Below are 16,447 nucleotides of genomic sequence, written 5' to 3' on the forward strand. Positions count from 1 at the left end.
TCCGGCCAGTATACCTGGTGCCGAAAAACGGGCACCATCTGCCAAAAAGCTAGCAGCCTGCCAAATTCTTTACCCACATATTCATATCCTCCAGCTTGTCATAGATATAGACATTATTCATGAGCCTTCCGCGGTAAGAATAGCCGAGCTGATATAGGGCTGCATTCATCCCAAATGACAATGCCCTGGCGATTGAATAGCTGCAAAAAATCCCTTTTTTAATTAATTCACCCTCAAGTTCATTCAGGAGAATCTTCATCAGTCCATATTTCCGGTGCTCCGGAAGCGTTGCACAATCTGTTAATTCCGCATTTTTATAAAAATCGTTTATTTCCGCAGAAGCTGCACTGACGATGTCCCCCTGATGTAAAAAAACATAATAGATTGTCCCATCCCGCATTGTCTTTTTTATATATTCCGGGTCATTTAATGGAGTTGGATAGATTTGAAACACCTGCCGGTAAAGAGCAGATAGCTTGGCTGCCTGGTCTTCATCAGCTTTTTTAATCTCGTAATCTTTTGGCGGGGTTAAATTTTGCTGGACATGATCCAATTGATAAATACTGTGAATGATTGCGTCTTCGGTAATCCAATGGTCGTTTTTCTTCCGATTAGAAATATAATATTTTGTATAAAAATATGCATCCGAACCCCGGAAATAATGGTCTACGATCGCTTCCGGCTGAAGACCAAATTCAAAAAGGGAAATCGTATCTTCCATTCGAGCTTTGATGATTAGCTTTTCCACCTGATGCTGTTTGACGAGTTCCTCTGCCCTTACCAGGATTTTCTTTATATTCCCGCGATAGTCGTCGACTCGGATTCGTTTATTAAATGAGTCAATACAGACTTCCATATAGAAGGTGGAATGATTTTCAAAAATTGTCGTTGGTAAATGATTCATCATCATCACCCCTTTTTTCAAAAAAGTTACTTATTTTCCAGGAAAATGTCTGGCTTTTCCAAGCCAGACATTTCGCCGGCAGTATTCTGATTTTACAACACTATTCCTGTACTCCGCACCATTTTAAAATGGTTAGAGCGATTATCTCGCTTGCGGCAAACATTTCATCGAGAATAATATATTCATTGGCATCATGGGCAATTTCCGTAGTCCCCGGGCCGAACACAACAACTGGTGTATTCCCCACGGCTGATAGAATTCCGCCATCGGTTCCCCATGGGCTTGCCTCCACCACTGGTTCCTCCCCATTAACCTCTCTAAAACTTGCAGAAAGCTTCTTCATTAATGGATGGCTGCTTTCCATATTACCGGGCAGCCATCTGCCGCCAAACCATTCGATGGTTAAAGGATGATCCTTAAACCAAGAATCCTGCTCATTAAGCTCGTTAAGACAAGCTTCCATTTCAGCCTGAGCAGATTGCATTGTTTCATTCGGGGCAACCCCCATCCTGCCTTCAATCACAGCAGTGTCAGGCACCGATGACGGCCATTCACCGCTTGTGATTTTTCCAATATTAATAGGAATTGGGATTGGGATTTTCTGATAAAGCGGGTCTGAAATTTTGGCATTCCGGTCTTTCTCTAATTGCTGCAATCTTTGAATGACTTTTACCGATTTCTCAATTGCACTAACGCCTTCGTAGCGAGTTCCTCCGTGTGCTGCCTTGCCTTTTACGGTAATTCTAAACCACATAGAGCCCTGCTGCTTCGGGAAAATTTTCATATTCGTCGGTTCTGGGATTATCGCTCCGTCGGCACTGTATCCTCTTAGTACAGCCGCAAGCGTTCCCGCGCCGCCGCTTTCCTCTTCTATAACACTCTGAAAAATGACGTCGCCTTTAAGCTTTATTCCAGAGGCAATAATGGACTCAAGCGCCATTAAAAGGGCGGCGGTTCCCCCTTTCATATCGGTGGCCCCCCTGCCGTACAGCTTTCCGCATTCGATATGCCCGCTAAAGGGATCCCGTTCCCAGCTTGACTCATTGCCAACCGGAACCACATCAATATGACCATTGAGAATGAGAGATTTTCCTCCACCTGTGCCCTTTAACACAGCAACTAGGTTAGGGTTTCCCTCGAAGTTATGTCGATCACAGCAGTAGGCTGGGTGATTTTTTAATTCCTCACTGCCAATTTCCCAAATATCAAGTGTTAATCCAAGCTGGCGGCACTTTTCAATGAGAATCGCCTGAGCACTGCTTTCGTTCCCTCTTGTGGAGTTTTCCCTGACAAGGATTTGCAAGAGCCTTGCCCCTCTTGCACGGTTCTCCTTCAACCAGGTGTTGATTTGAGCTTCATGATTTTGCATTTGCACCACTCCCTTTATTAACTATGCTGCATTTAATAGGGGATTTCTTTCAAATTCTCACTAATAGCAAATTCACATTGGGTTTTATTGACTACATCTTCAAGATTACCTTGGGCAAATATTTCTGTTAAAAGCAGTCCTTCGTCTGTCACTTGAAAAACAGCTAATTCCGTAATAATCAAATCCACACATTCCCTGGAAGTAAGGGGCATCGTACACTCCTTGACGATTTTTGAGCGGCCTAGTTTATCACAGTGGTTCATCAGGACAATAACTTTCTTTGCCTTTTGGGCAAGCTCCATTGCCCCGCCCATCCCCGGGACCTTCTTGCCAGGTACAATCCAGTTCGCTAAATCTCCCTTCTGGCTTACCTGAAGGGAGCCTAAAATCGTGATATCTATTTTGCCGCTGCGGATCATGCCAAACGAAACCGCACTATCACAATAGGAACCGCCGATGTTTAACGTGACAGGAAAGCCCCCTGCATTGCAAAGGTTTTCGTCCTCCTCACCTTTTATCGGACTTTGGCCCATTCCAGTAATGCCATTTTCCGCATGAAAAATAACGTTTACCCCTTTCTTGAGGTGATTAGGAACGAGGGAAGGGATGCCGATACCAAGATTCACTACCATCCCATTTTGAATTTCTTCTGCTGCACGTTTCGCTAGTTTATTACGTATATCTACTCCCATGCCCATTTCCAGTTCACCCCTTTAGTTGGAATGATATAATCCACGAATACTCCGGGTGTAATAATTTCTTCCGCATTAAGAGCGCCGAGGGGAACAATTTCTTCTACTTCGGCAATCGTGATCGCACCCGCCATGGCCACAAGCGGATTGGTATTGCGGGCACTCTTGTCATAAATTAAATTTCCATATTCATCAGCCTTTTTCGCAAATACGATGGAAACCTCCGCTGTTAATGCTTCCTCAACTAAATATTCTTCACCGTTCAGCAAGACCCTCTGTTTACCTCCCGCTACCAGCTCAATGTCCTTGCCGATATCGGATAAAATTCCAGGGAGTCCTACACCGCCCGCACGAATTCTTTCAGCGAGAATGCCTTGTGGGGAAAACTCCACCTCAAGCTTTCCCTCATGCATGAACTGACCGGCAAATGGATTTGACCCTATATGTGAGGCAATCACTTTTTTCGCCCTTTCCTGGCTGACCAATTTTCCAATTCCAATATGGGGAAAACCAGTGTCATTTCCGATTAGTGTCAAATTGCGAATACCTTTTTCGAGAATCCCATCGATTAAACCCGGCGGAGTCCCTACACCGCCAAAGCCGCCAAACATTAACGTCATTCCGTCATGAAAAAGCTCCATTACCTTCTCCAAGGTTGTGATTTTCCCAAATGGGTTTTTCATCCTTTTACACCACCCAGTCATTCCGATAAATTGATTTCCTTTGAAAAGGCTGAAAATGCTTCCTTTAATAAGTGAATTAATTCATTCATTTCTACTTCGGTAATAGTTAATGGAGGTGAAATTATAATCGAGTCACCATTTACCCCATCTATTCCTGCACCTGCAGGATATACAATCAGCCCTTTTTCCTTGGCAAGCTCCACCATTCTTTGCGTAACTTGCGCATTTCTAGGAAACGGTCTTCTTGATGTTTGGTCCTCTACAAATTCAATTCCGAGTAGAAGGCCCATCCCTCTGACATCCCCTATAAACCAAAATTGGCTCTTTAGTTTTTCAAGTTCCTTTCGTAAAAACTCACCCTTGCTTCCTACTGTTCTCATAATCTGATTTTTTTCCAAATATTCTAGGACCGCTAAAGCGGCAGCACAGCTTTGCGGATTGGCACTTAATGTATGACCACTCATGACCACTTTGGAGCCTGCGAGAATCGGCTCGATGATTTTATCACTGGCAACAGCAGCGGCAATCGGTGCATACCCTGCTCCAAGCCCCTTTCCTAAGGCGACAATATCTGGAATGACGCCCCAATGCTCAGATGCCAGCATCGCACCAGTCCGGCCAGCTCCTGTCATTACTTCGTCTGCAATAAACAGAATGTCATGGTCATCACAAATTTTCTTTATCACTTTTAAATAATCCTTTGGCGGGGAAATGGCTCCGCCAGCAGCACCTATGACAGGCTCTGCGATAAAGGCGGCAATTTTATCTGCCCCGATTCTGTTGATGGCAGTTTCTAGCTCACGGGCGCAAAGATATTGACAGGCAGGTGCTTCAAGATGGTATGGACAGCGGTAGCAATAAGGGGGATGGATGACTGGAAACTCCTCTAAAAGTGGAACAAATCTTGCCCTTCTTCCAGGATGGCCGGACATCGAAAGCGCTCCCAAAGTTATCCCATGGTAACTAACCCATCTGGACAAAATCTTATTTTTCGTGGTAATTCCTTTTTCCTGCCAATATTGGATTGCCATTTTCATGGCAGTTTCCGTGGCTTCGGAACCGCTGTTGACGAAAAAGCTCCAATTCAAATCTTCCGGCAATAGCTTAGCAATCTTTTTAGCTAGTTTTTCAGCTGCTTCACTGGTAAACTGCGAACGGTACACGAACGAGACCTTTTGGGCCTGCTCTTCCATCGCCTTAATAATCTCTTTTTCTCCATGACCGATATTGGCTGTGACAGCCCCAGAAGCGGCATCTAAGTACTTCTTTCCGTTCTTGTCATATAAATAGACGCCTTTTCCATAATCGATGACGGGATATGACCCATCAAGCATGGGCTTAATTAAATACGACTGTTCCACCCTATAAACCACTTCCCTCTGCATAATGCAAAATTAAGAAGCTAATAGATTCATTTCCTTATTGAAATTGTATGATTCACCATTTTGTTTCTTTCCGGCCTTTTACAATTTGCAAAGCTTATTATAGAATAACAGGGAGATTATATAAGGAATGAATTTAAATGGACTCTATGAAGAAGCTACGGTCGAAGACGAGGGAACTTTCGACATTTCAATTGATTTTTATCTTTTATTTATCTGCACTTATTATTTCGACATTTCTATTGAAATTACCTTTGGTGCACCTTCCCAATGTAAAAATTAGCTTTATTGATGCGATGTTTACAGCTGCAAGCGCCATCAGCGTTACCGGCTTAAGCGTCATTTCCTTGAAGGATACGTTTAATAATTTTGGGATTTTTCTACTTTGCGCCATTCTTCAAGTGGGCGGGCTTGGCGTTATGTCTTTAAGTACGTTTCTTTGGGTGATGCTGGGAAAAAAAGTGGGATTAAAGGAAAGGCAATTGCTCATGATTGACCACAACCAATCAAACCTTTCGGGATTGGTCCATTTGGCTAAGAGAATATTTATTTTTATCATTACAATTGAATTTATCGGAGGAATTATATTAGGTATTCATTTACTAAAATATTATGACAGGGCCTTACCCGCGTTTAAACATGGTTTTTTTATCTCTATCAGTGCAACAACGAATGCTGGATTCGATCTTACGGGGGCATCCCTAATTCCTTATGACCATGACTACTTTGTTCAATTTATGGTTATGCTCTTAATTATCATTGGAGCAATCGGGTTTCCTGTAATTGTAGAGGTACTTGATTTCTTCTTAAATTTAAAGAGCAAAAAAAAATTTCACTTTACCCTGTTTACAAAATTAACAACCTTGACCTTTGTAATCCTTACTCTACTTGGTGGAATCATTATTTTCCTCCTGGACATTCATCATTTTTTTGCGGATAAAAATTGGCACCAATCCTTTTTTTATTCCTTTTTCCACTCTGTTACAACCAAGAGTGCAGGCCTTGCGACTACAGATTTAAGTGAATTCACGCAAAGCAATCAGCTATTTATGTCGCTGTTAATGTTTATTGGCGGTTCACCGAGCAGTGCAAGCGGAGGAATCAGAACAACTACTTTTGCCATTATTATTTTAACGATATTTTTCTATGCCCAAGGCAAAGGGACTATTAAAATATTTAAAAGGGAACTACACCACGACGATGTAATAAAGTCTTTTATAGTCATGACAACAGGAGCATTCCTGTGTTTGATGTCAATCATCATCTTATCCATTACTGAAAACAGCAGCGTGATTCCTGTGATCGTTGAGGTCACTTCTGCGTTCGGAACGAACGGATTGTCGCTGGGGTTAACACCTAATTTATCAACGTTCGGTAAAATACTGATTATTATATTAATGTTTATCGGAAGAGTTGGAATTGTTACCTGCCTTCTGATGTTAAGAGGCAAGGGAAGGGAAGAAACATTCCATTATCCAAAGGAAAAGGTTATTATCGGATAAAAAAACGGCTGACCCCGGTTTAGGAGTCAGCCGCACTTTTTAGTAGGCCCAGCTTGCGCCAATAATAATCAAGAGAATAAACAACACGACAATTAGCGCAAAGCCGCCATATCCAAATCCGAATCCTCCGCCATAGCCACCATAGCCGAATCCTCCGCCATAGCCGCCGCAGCAGCCGTCCATACCATATCCACCATAATACATTCGCATTCACTCCTCCAAAAATTATATCTTTTCAAGATTACTTTATGTAGTGGGTGCTTGACCTGTATGTGCATTCGCCTATATTATGAAAGACGATATTAGTTTGGCAGGTGAGATGAATGAAAGCAATTTTAAAAAGTTTTATTAACGGGATTTTGACGATTGTTCCGATTATACTGGTCATTTATGTAATATACAAAACGTTTTTATTTTTGGATGGGCTGCTTGGTGACCGGTTACGACCGTACTTAAAGGAAGATTATATACCAGGCATCGGCTTGTTGACGACCATTATCCTGATTACCCTTTTGGGCTGGCTATCGACAAAGTACATATCAGGAAAAATCATCCGGCTAATTGATCGGCTGCTGGAAAAAATCCCTGTAGTAAAAACGATTTATTCAGTCATAAAGGACACTATACAATCCTTTTTGGGGGATAAGAAATCTTTTTCAAAGGTGGCTTTGGTTGTCATTCCCGGAACCGAGATGAAAAGTATGGGGTTCATTACATCCGAGCAGGTAGAGGATTTTTACAGTCCATTAAAGGACCATGTGGCGGTATATATTCCACAGACCTTTCAGGTGGCGGGCTTTACCTTTCTCATTCCAAAGGAGCAGATTGAAATTATTGATGTAAAACCGGAGGATGCCATGAAATTTATCCTATCCGGCGGGATGACGTCCAGTTCAAAGCAGAAGGAAAAAAATCAAATGTAAAAAAAGCCGCACACTTGCGGCTTTTTTTAATCGAAAAGTTTGTTAAATTGTCCGTAGCCTTCTTCTTCGAGTTTTTCTTTCGGGATAAATCGCAATGCGGCAGAGTTGATGCAGTATCTCAGGCCGGTTGGTTCAGGTCCATCGTTAAAAACGTGGCCTAGGTGGGAATCGGCTGAATTGCTCCGAACCTCTGTTCGAATCATAAAATGGCTGTGATCCGCTTTTTCTGTGATTTCCTCTTCTTCAATCGGCTTTGTAAAACTTGGCCAGCCGCAGCCGGCATCGAATTTATCGCGCGAACTAAAGAGTGGTTTTCCTGAGACAATATCTACGTAGATGCCCTCTCTTGTTTCATTCCAATATTCATTTCTAAATGGCGGTTCAGTGCCGTTATTTTGCGTAACCTCAAATTGCATCGGTGTAAGCCTCTTCTTTAATTCTTCCTTGTTATGATTCGTCATTCTTTATCTCCCCAGTGCTTTTGAATAAACCCAGATCTTCCTGATCCAATATGATACCTTTGATAATGAGCTGGATTTTTCTTGTAGTAATGCTGATGGTACTCCTCGGCCGGATAGAAAGGCAAAGCCTGCAAAACCGGGGTCACAATCGGCCTGTTAAAACGGCCACTTTCCTCGAGTGCCTGCTTTGATTCTTCTGCAAGTCTTTTTTGTGTTTCATTGTGGTAAAATATAGCGGTTTGATAGGATTGACCGCGGTCATAAAACTGGCCGCCGGGGTCCGTTGGGTCTATTTGCTGCCAAAATAATTCAAGCAGTTTTTCATATGGAAAAATTTCCGGGTCGAAAGTAATTTGAACCGCTTCATAATGTCCAGTTGTGTCAGAGCAAACCTGCTGATAGGTTGGATTTTCTATCGTCCCGCCAGTATAACCCGAAATAACACTCTTAATGCCTGGAAGCTCATCAAACGGTTTCACCATACACCAAAAACAACCACCGGCAAATGTCGCCAATTGTTCTTTACTGTCCAAGCTCTCCACCCCGTTCATCTTAAATTCTTTGATATTTATGAGTATACAAAATGTTGCTTCAAAAAGGAAATTTGTTGATTAAAAAACGGACCAGTTCAACTGGACCGCAAAATAACACACTATTTTCTTTGGCTCACCTATAAGCCTAATCAACTGGCACCAAGATCGTAAAGGCGATTTGATCCTTTTTTAAATTAAATTGGTCCACTTTAATTTTCAAATCACTTTTCAGCCTTAATTGCTGCATATGGACATAAATCAATTTGTCATTCGGTCTGATTTCGACACCATCCGGAAGCTTATAATTATCTCCAATAAACTTTAGAACATAGGAAATGGGCAGAGGCAGACTTCCAACAGACATAGATTTCTGCTTTAGAACTAAATCCCCGTTCTTTTGCGCTTCAGGTTCAAATGTCAATTTCATTTTGACCTGTTCACTAAAAACCGGAATACTTCCATACAACTCCACCTCGTCTCCTAATAAAACACGATAAGCAATTGGGGATTCGGAAGACTCTTCATTTAAATAATGATTAATTAGCTTATTCAAATCGTATTTGTTGGAGTTCACATGAAAGGAAACGTGGTCACCTTTTATTTCATTCATTTTAGTGCTTTTTTGATTCGCATCCGATCCTGTACCCATCACTAGCGATAGGACGACAATCGCGAATAAAAGGTTGATTCCCGCCAAGACTAGGAATCCAACTTTCCATTTGTTTTTCATAAAATCTAATTCTCCTCTGTACTAACCATATACGGCTTCCTGTCCAAATCAGGCAAGACACGTTCTTCCATTGTTTCATTGAGCCGCTGAGCAATCAATTTATAGCCCTTATCATTTGGATGAAAATTATCAGTAAATAGGAGGTTTTCACTGCTGTTTAAAAATATATCTTCAATCGAAACGAAGTAAGCATTGGGATATTGTGAAATGACTGATTGACCTGTTTGGTTCCAATCGGAAACAATCTGATCAAATTCCTCAATATCTGAAAACCACTTAGAAAAGGGATTATAAAGACCCACCAACACAATGGAGGCATTTGGATTTTCCTTGACTATTGTCTCTATGATCTGAATCAAATGTTTACGATAGTTCTCCTTTTCATCCATAAAAACGGAATATTCAAGATTTGAGAGATGATCCCTGACCACCTTCATGATATCGTTGCCGCCAATAGTCAGAATAACCAAATCGGCCTTCTTTAAGACAGGCTTTATTTCAGGTGCATTCAGCCTTTTCAGCAATTGAGTGGTCCGGTTTCCCTTCACCCCGTAGTTATAGAAATCTACATCCTTGATGCCTTTTTCATTTTCCAGCAATGTTTCTAAATAAGGCAAATAGCCGCCCTTTCCTGTACTGTCGCCAACACCTTGTGTTAAGGAATCGCCTGCGGAGAGAACTGTTAAGGTGCGCGGAATAAAATCAGCAGGTACAGGTTCATAAACCGGTACAGCCGTTTGCTTTGCATGATGTAAATCCCATTCCCCAGTTTCGCTGCAAGAGCCTAGGAACAATACCGAGAGAATTAGAAGGGGGAAAAATTTATACATGCCCATTCACCTGCCTTCTAAACTAATTTTATTATAACATGACCAAACTCATTCAAAACAAATCTATAATACCCTCATATTCCCAGAAAAAAATAGACCTGTATATAACGGTCTATTGCAGTATTTTTATATCCTGAATCATTTCATCAAACGGAACATCTTTATATAAATTATATGATTTTTTAATTTTTCCATCTGGACCTACCAAATAGACAAAGGTCTGATGGATGACCTGATTTTCATTCTGAGGTTTTTTTACAAGCGTCTTGAATGTTTTCATGGCATAACCTTCAATAAACTGCTGAGAGTATCCGGTTAAAAAGGTCCAATTTGAAAAATCTGCCCCAAATTGGTTCGCATATCGAGTTAGTACTTCAGGACTGTCAACAGTGGGATCAACGCTGAAGGAAACAAATTCGACATTCTTCAATCCTTCATCCTTAACCATTTTTTGCAGTTTTGTCATATTCGCAGTCATCGGAGGGCAAACATCTGCACAGCTTGTAAAAATAAAATCAGCAATCCAAATCTTTCCCTTTAAATCCTTTAGTGAAACTGCCTTATTATCCTGGTTTACCGCAGAAAAATCGGCTGCCTCCCAGTTTAGTGCATTCTTAATCTCTTTTTGTCCACAAGCTGCAAGCAGCATACTAGAAATGACTAAAAATATCATGACCAGTCGAAATTTCATCTAAACACACTACCTTCCTCTTTTCCATCCGTGAATAGTTTAACAAAGTTTTAAAAAAGAGGAAAGGAAAAGCGTAGTTTAATCTATTACTCCCGTTTTTACAATGGTAGTTTTCACATGCACTTCAAATTTAGCATTTTTATAAATACTTCTCCAATCTTTTGAAGTAACTTCATTCCCGCGTATATGTGTAATATACTCATTTCCTATACCGACCGGGTCTACTTCTTTCTCTTGAAAAAAAACAAGCAAATCGTATATTTCCTTTTCCATTTTCTTTTCTATCTGCCCCTCGATGAATTTAATATTTTTGGCGCTTGTCAATTCGAGAGGCTCTGTTGATTCCAACAGCCTCGAAGCAAATTTAATCTCAATTCTAAATCGAAGGTTTTTCTTATCCACTAATTTTATTTTGGTATGACTTCGGATATTATCGATAGTTAGAAATAATTTATTGTATACCGTCCGAAAACTCCGCCCCTCTTCTTCCTTAAAAATACTCTTGAAGTCCGCTCGATTAAAACCTAATTCTTTGGTACCGGATTTATATTTATCCGCTAAAATTTTCAAGAAAAAAAGCTTATTAGTTGGCAATATTGTTACAAGCATGTCATCCTTGAAAAGTGCTGTTCCCGCAACGGCCACATCGCCACTCTCTACTTTAAGAAGAGGTAAAACCGGGTCTTTACCATTATCTTGGTAACTGTGATTAAACTCCTGCAGGGTTGGTTCGAGCATCTGCTCACTTTGGACATTTTGCCTAATTAAATTATACAAATAAGTACCGAAATTTTGCTTTTCATTGTTCTTACCCACATTAATGATAGAAAAAGCTTCATCCTCTGCAATCGTCAAAAAAACCATATTCCCGATAGTTGGGTCACGGTTGAGCGTATCAACAAGCTGCACAATTCCTTTCTCGGCAAGCTCCTTGCTGTACACGACACAGCGCAGCTGCCCTGATACAAGCCTTTGGTCAGAACGAAGATTTTGTTTCTGTCGTAAAGTTTTACTCGTATGGGCTTCTACTGAAATAACCTTTGTGACATTCTTCGCCAGTGCATCAAATTTATGAACAACCACTGTCCCCTTGATTGTGTTCTTCCCATCCAAATCATAGCTAACAGCCGTAATCAGTCCTAATTTCTCTAATTGCCTTGCCTCCACGCATCCAGATAAACAAAGCGTGCTAGCAATCATCAATATAGCGGTTTTCCATTTAGGACCCTTTGGCATGATTGTTCTTCCCCCTAAAAAACTTGTTTTTGGCAGAAACAATGAAATATAAAAGAATCGGGTAACAAACTGCAGCATAAAAACCGAATTTTCCGATTATATCTGAAATCAGATTCATTTGGTATCTTGCTTTGACAAAAAATGAAGATACAAAGATTAAACTGGCAAGAATCCAAAGCCCCCATTTTTGCTTTCCAGCAAATATACGTGAGAAACCTTTCGAGGCTGCCCACAAATAAATACACAAATTAGGCAGAATAATGAGCATCCAAAAAGAAACAGCGATAATTTCGAACCTTTCCAAATTGGGAAGGCGGACTATTTTGAACAACGATATAACAGGCCAAATGGTTTGTTCTAAACTTCCACCAGCATAATAAATTATCGAGACAAACGTAACAAGTGTAAAAATAAAGGCTGTATATGCATTACCTATTTGGGAGAAAATTTGAGTTTTTTGTTTTTCTTTTATATATGGGTAAACAAATAGGACTATTTCCATCCCCATCATTGATAAGGAGGAATTGTGAGCTCCTTTAAGAATTTGTTCTATATCGGCATCTAATATCGGAAATATATGATTAATTTCCGAATGTTTTAAAGGAACAAATAGGACGAAAACCATCCAAAGCGTCCCCATCACTGACAAGAAGGCGGTTCCTACAACAACCTTAATTCCTCCATAAATAGCGTAGGCAGAAAGCAGAATCAACACTAACCCAAGCTGCCAGGTTGGAAGGTTTGGAAAAATCCACACTTGAACGATTTCTATGTAATTCATATAAATTACAAAAAAGGCGGCAGCTAAATAACCCATATAAACCAAACTGAGAAAATTCCCCAACCATTTTCCGAATACATCGGCATGAATGCCATATAAATCGGCGCTGTCATATTGACTAAGCATTTTTACCATGAACCACAAAGACACGCCTCCCAGCACCCCAGCTAAGAAAACCGAAATCCAGCCGTCATGGCCTGCATCTAAATAAACAATTCTTGGCAGGCCTACAAGTCCTACACCAATTTGGGTGGAGTGAATAATAAATATGAGCAGGAATGCATGAACCTGCAATCCATCTCTTGGCTTAACATTCACCTCCATTGACATCGCCCTCTATTCATCTATATCTTTTTTTAGCTTTGCTTTTTTTTCTGAAAAACGCTCTTTGTCTACTGGTTTATTGGTCTGAGGACGTTTGGCAAGATATTGATAGGGAACAAGGAAAAAACTATATCCTAGATCTCGCCATTGTAAAGGATAAACTGGCGAAAGATATGGTTTGCCCAGTGTTTCCAGTCTTAGCAAATGAATGATAAAAAAACAAAATGCAACCATAATCCCAATTCCGCCCCAAATACCAGCAATAATGATAATTGGAAAACGAATCATTCTGATTGCCGTACCCATTAAATAACTTGGGGTTGTAAAGGACCCGAGAGCACTTAATGCAATCATAATAATTAAGATGTTACTGGTAAAACCGGCCTGAACGGCTGCCTGTCCGATGACAATACCACCCACGATACCGATGGTCTGACCTACTTTTGTTGGCAGCCTGGCACCGGCCTCGCGAAGCAGCTCTATGACAAACTCTAGCAGCAATGTTTCAAAGACCGGTGGAAAGGGTACCTTTGACCTTGACTCACCCAATGTAACCAGCATGGGGGACGGTATAACTTCATAATGATAGGTCAGAACCGCAACATAGGCAGGCGTCAAAAGGACCGATAAAAAAAGCGCCGTCAATCGCAAGACCCGTAAGAACAGCCCCATATTCCACCGCATATAAACATCTTCGGTAGACTCAAAATAGGAGAAAAAGGTTGTTGGACCATAAAGGCAATCTGGACTTCGGTCCATTAGAACAGCCACTTTGCCCCTGTATAGAGCAATTGATATCCGGTCCGGAAGCTCAGTCGTCATCAACTGTGGAAATACGCTCCAGCTGTTGTTTTCAATCAAATGTCCAAGAACGGTGTTACCGGGGACATAATCTATTTCAAGCTCACTGATCCTTTGTTTTAAGGTGGTGACAAGTTCCTCATCGGCAATTCCCTGTATGTAAACGAGTTTCGCTTTTGTTTTCACCCTTTTTCCCACTACAAGGTCCTGCATACAAAGGTTTGGGTCCTTTAAATTGTTTCTTAAGATATTCATGTTGCTGACGAGGGATTCCGTAAACGAAATCTTCGGGCCATAAACGTTTGATTCCGTTTCTGGCTTCTCCACTCCACGTTCAACCGTCTTGCTGAGATTTGTTAATAGACCATACGGGTCCCCTTCCACATACATATAAACATTACCTTCAATCAGCCCGCTGATAATTTCACTGAGTTGATTGGTTACTGTTAAGACCGATAATGGCAGAACCTGCGTGAATCCTTGGACAGACCATTCAATCTTCTCATTATTTTGAATCGGGGCAAGAATAAATTCATCCAAGCTACTCTTGTCAATCAGGCTTTCTAAAAAACAAAAGACGATTCTATTCCCGTTTTTCTTCAGATGACGAAAGGTAATATCCGAATAAAGGAGTTCGTTTTTTAATTGCTCTTTTAATTCATCGATATATAAGCTATGGGCTTTAAGTTCTTCCTGTGACTTACTCTCTTTTTTCCATTTGAACATATTCAGCACCTATTGTTGTCAGTTTAGCTTATTTTTTCCAAATAATTATTTTTTACCCAAATTCCAAAGCAGTCTGAATGATAAAAAAAATTTTGAGAAGAACAAAATATTGTGGTATTATGAATGAGTATTCATTCATCGTCGAAAATTATGAATTTTCAAATAGATAGAAAAGGAGAGTGAACTCATTGAATCGAATTGGCCCTATTATCATAGTGGAAGGTCCAAATAGCAGCAAAGTCCCTTTCTCACGGAGCTTGTATATCGACTGCGAGGAAAAGGTGCTAATTGACAGTGGAGCAGAGGCAAAAGCACTTCTTGAACTGGACCACGAAAAAGGAATTGATCTCATCATTAATACCCATTACCATCCTGACCATACACTACATAATCACCTGTTCCGAGATGCGACCAAACTTATAAATAAGATAGAATTTGAAACATCTAGGTCAGTGGAAGGAATTGCTCATGCCAATGGAGTCTTTCAAGAGTGGGGTAATAAAGGTGTGGAAGCATGGAAAAAAACTCTTCCGCAGGAATGGGTTCAAAATCTTGGGGGTTTTACAGGAACATATGAATACGAGACCGAATATGTATTTGATGATGTAAAAGTAGTGTTTTTGCATACTCCCGGACATACAAGCGGCCTGGCCTGCCCATACTTTCCGGAGCTCGGGGTCGTGTTTGCTGGCGATTATGATATGACCACCTTTGGTCCATGGTATAACGGGACTGATGGTAATATTGAAGATTTCATCAATTCAGGCAAACGACTTCTGTCTCTCGATGCCGATACTTACATTACAGGCCATCAAAAAGGGATTTTTACGAAAGCGGAGTTTACAGAAGCCATGGATAAATTCCTTGCGGTGATTAATCGCCGGGATGAGATAATCGAAGACTATATCCAGCAGGGTTTGAGTTTTGAAGAAATGACCAAAATTGGGATATTTTATCCCAAAAGTTCTCTTGCCAATCCACTTCTAAATACATGGGAGCGAAGCGGCATCCGCAAGCACCTAAGGCGACTTGGTTATTCAGTTGAAGAAAAAGCAGCTGACATTATTAAATTAAAATAGAATGGTCCATAGACCATTCTATTTTAATTTGTTTTAATTAACTTCTACCAATTCTTCTTGTTCTTTCTTCAGCTTTTTTCGATATACAAATTTAGATAGATTAATGCTGACTTCATAAAGAAGCAATAGCGGCAATGTCACGACGAAATCAGACATAAAATCTGGAGGTGTTATAACAACTGCGATGATAATTAATACAAAATAAGCATATTTACGAACCTTTGTCAGCACAAATGGATTAATAATTCCAAGTGAGGTTAAAAACATAACCACAACTGGTAGTTCAAATAACACTCCAAACGGCAGCGTCATATTCAAGATAAAACTGAAATAGCGTTCAGCCGTAAAATTGGTCACAAACATATCTTGGCCAATGTTCACCAAAAAGTTAAGAACCATCGGAAAAATGGCAAAATAGCCAAACGCAAGACCAGCAATAAATAAAATAAACAAGGCCGGAACATATGACAACGTAATTTTTCTTTCAATCGGTTTCAAGGCAGGCTTGACAAACAGCCATATTTGCAGCGCCAGCACTGGAATTGTCCCTGCAATCGCGACGACTCCAGCGAGCATGAAATAAATCCACATAATATCACTTGGACCGAGCACCAAGAGCTTTGTATTGCCGACAAACCATTTATAAATATCATCAACATAAATAAAGCCGACTATAAAAAAGACCACAAATGCCAGCGCCGAGATAATGATCCGTTTTCGTAATTCCTCTAAATGATCAACTAACTGTAATTCTTTATCTTCCATGTGTTTCCCCTGCCAATTTCAATGGTAGTTCTTAA

The 16,447-nt window shown here is 40.6% G+C and carries 18 protein-coding genes; 3 read left to right on the forward strand and 15 right to left on the reverse strand.

Annotated elements, in window-relative coordinates; translation table 11 throughout:
- Window positions 1–49 precede the first annotated feature (49 nt).
- From ablB to ACNQGS_RS07740, 5 genes are all read right to left on the reverse strand, one after another.
- Entirely contained in the window at window positions 50–904 is an 855-nt protein-coding gene (gene ablB / locus ACNQGS_RS07720; RefSeq protein ID WP_491486815.1) for a putative beta-lysine N-acetyltransferase, read from the reverse strand.
- Window positions 905–1,004: 100 nt separating this feature from the next.
- Complete coding sequence (locus ACNQGS_RS07725) at window positions 1,005–2,273, reverse strand: peptidase (RefSeq protein ID WP_491486816.1); 1,269 nt, start codon at window positions 2,271–2,273, stop codon at window positions 1,005–1,007.
- A 32-nt stretch (window positions 2,274–2,305) separates the two neighbouring features.
- Window positions 2,306–2,971, reverse strand: coding sequence for a 3-oxoacid CoA-transferase subunit B (locus tag ACNQGS_RS07730; RefSeq protein WP_491486817.1), 666 nt, complete (start codon window positions 2,969–2,971; stop codon window positions 2,306–2,308).
- Window positions 2,956–3,648 carry a CoA transferase subunit A gene (locus ACNQGS_RS07735; RefSeq protein ID WP_491486818.1) on the reverse strand — a complete coding sequence of 231 codons (693 nt, stop codon included), beginning with the start codon at window positions 3,646–3,648 and terminating at the stop codon, window positions 2,956–2,958. Before ACNQGS_RS07735 ends, ACNQGS_RS07730 begins: the two co-directional genes overlap by 16 nt.
- A 17-nt stretch (window positions 3,649–3,665) precedes the next feature.
- Window positions 3,666–5,009 (reverse strand): aspartate aminotransferase family protein, encoded by a 1,344-nt coding sequence (locus tag ACNQGS_RS07740; protein WP_491486820.1) that lies wholly within the window; start codon window positions 5,007–5,009, stop codon window positions 3,666–3,668.
- A 170-nt stretch (window positions 5,010–5,179) separates the two neighbouring features.
- On the opposite strand from ACNQGS_RS07740, the gene ACNQGS_RS07745 reads away from it, so the two are divergent.
- Window positions 5,180–6,532: a TrkH family potassium uptake protein gene (locus tag ACNQGS_RS07745; protein ID WP_491486821.1), complete on the forward strand. Its 1,353-nt coding sequence runs from the start codon at window positions 5,180–5,182 to the stop codon at window positions 6,530–6,532.
- 39 nt (window positions 6,533–6,571) lie between these two features.
- Here the strand turns inward: ACNQGS_RS07745 and ACNQGS_RS07750 are convergent, their stop codons facing one another.
- A complete protein-coding gene (locus ACNQGS_RS07750; RefSeq protein ID WP_491486822.1) occupies window positions 6,572–6,736 on the reverse strand; it encodes a YjcZ family sporulation protein in 165 nt (54 codons plus the stop codon).
- A 119-nt stretch (window positions 6,737–6,855) separates the two neighbouring features.
- On the opposite strand from ACNQGS_RS07750, the gene ACNQGS_RS07755 reads away from it, so the two are divergent.
- Window positions 6,856–7,455 (forward strand): DUF502 domain-containing protein, encoded by a 600-nt coding sequence (locus ACNQGS_RS07755; protein ID WP_491486823.1) that lies wholly within the window; start codon window positions 6,856–6,858, stop codon window positions 7,453–7,455.
- A 26-nt stretch (window positions 7,456–7,481) separates the two neighbouring features.
- Here the strand turns inward: ACNQGS_RS07755 and msrB are convergent, their stop codons facing one another.
- The 8 genes from msrB to ACNQGS_RS07795 form a co-directional block, all read right to left on the reverse strand.
- Complete coding sequence (msrB, locus tag ACNQGS_RS07760; protein ID WP_423798858.1) at window positions 7,482–7,916, reverse strand: peptide-methionine (R)-S-oxide reductase MsrB; 435 nt, start codon at window positions 7,914–7,916, stop codon at window positions 7,482–7,484.
- On the reverse strand, window positions 7,913–8,398 hold the full coding sequence (gene msrA, locus ACNQGS_RS07765; RefSeq protein ID WP_491486856.1) for a peptide-methionine (S)-S-oxide reductase MsrA: 486 nt from the start codon (window positions 8,396–8,398) through the stop codon (window positions 7,913–7,915). Before msrA ends, msrB begins: the two co-directional genes overlap by 4 nt.
- 196 nt (window positions 8,399–8,594) lie before the next feature.
- A complete protein-coding gene (locus ACNQGS_RS07770) occupies window positions 8,595–9,179 on the reverse strand; it encodes a YpmS family protein (protein WP_491486824.1) in 585 nt (194 codons plus the stop codon).
- A gap of 5 nt (window positions 9,180–9,184) precedes the next feature.
- Window positions 9,185–10,015 (reverse strand): SGNH/GDSL hydrolase family protein, encoded by an 831-nt coding sequence (locus tag ACNQGS_RS07775; RefSeq protein ID WP_491486825.1) that lies wholly within the window; start codon window positions 10,013–10,015, stop codon window positions 9,185–9,187.
- Window positions 10,016–10,121: 106 nt separating this feature from the next.
- Window positions 10,122–10,700: an SCO family protein gene (locus tag ACNQGS_RS07780; protein ID WP_491486826.1), complete on the reverse strand. Its 579-nt coding sequence runs from the start codon at window positions 10,698–10,700 to the stop codon at window positions 10,122–10,124.
- Window positions 10,701–10,778: 78 nt separating this feature from the next.
- Window positions 10,779–11,936: a Ger(x)C family spore germination protein gene (locus ACNQGS_RS07785; RefSeq protein WP_491486827.1), complete on the reverse strand. Its 1,158-nt coding sequence runs from the start codon at window positions 11,934–11,936 to the stop codon at window positions 10,779–10,781.
- Entirely contained in the window at window positions 11,920–13,041 is a 1,122-nt protein-coding gene (locus ACNQGS_RS07790) for a GerAB/ArcD/ProY family transporter (protein WP_491486828.1), read from the reverse strand. Before ACNQGS_RS07790 ends, ACNQGS_RS07785 begins: the two co-directional genes overlap by 17 nt.
- Before the next feature lie 12 nt (window positions 13,042–13,053).
- Window positions 13,054–14,568 (reverse strand): spore germination protein, encoded by a 1,515-nt coding sequence (locus ACNQGS_RS07795; RefSeq protein WP_491486829.1) that lies wholly within the window; start codon window positions 14,566–14,568, stop codon window positions 13,054–13,056.
- Window positions 14,569–14,747: 179 nt separating this feature from the next.
- Between ACNQGS_RS07795 and ACNQGS_RS07800 the strand changes: the two genes are divergently transcribed.
- Entirely contained in the window at window positions 14,748–15,647 is a 900-nt protein-coding gene (locus tag ACNQGS_RS07800) for an MBL fold metallo-hydrolase (RefSeq protein WP_491486830.1), read from the forward strand.
- Between the two features lie 33 nt (window positions 15,648–15,680).
- Here ACNQGS_RS07800 and tatC read toward each other — a convergent pair whose 3' ends face one another.
- Window positions 15,681–16,412, reverse strand: coding sequence for a twin-arginine translocase subunit TatC (gene tatC / locus ACNQGS_RS07805; protein ID WP_491486831.1), 732 nt, complete (start codon window positions 16,410–16,412; stop codon window positions 15,681–15,683).
- Between the last annotated feature and the right edge of the window lie 35 nt (window positions 16,413–16,447).

The sequence above is a fragment of the Neobacillus sp. PVCKKU3 genome (assembly GCF_058323225.1).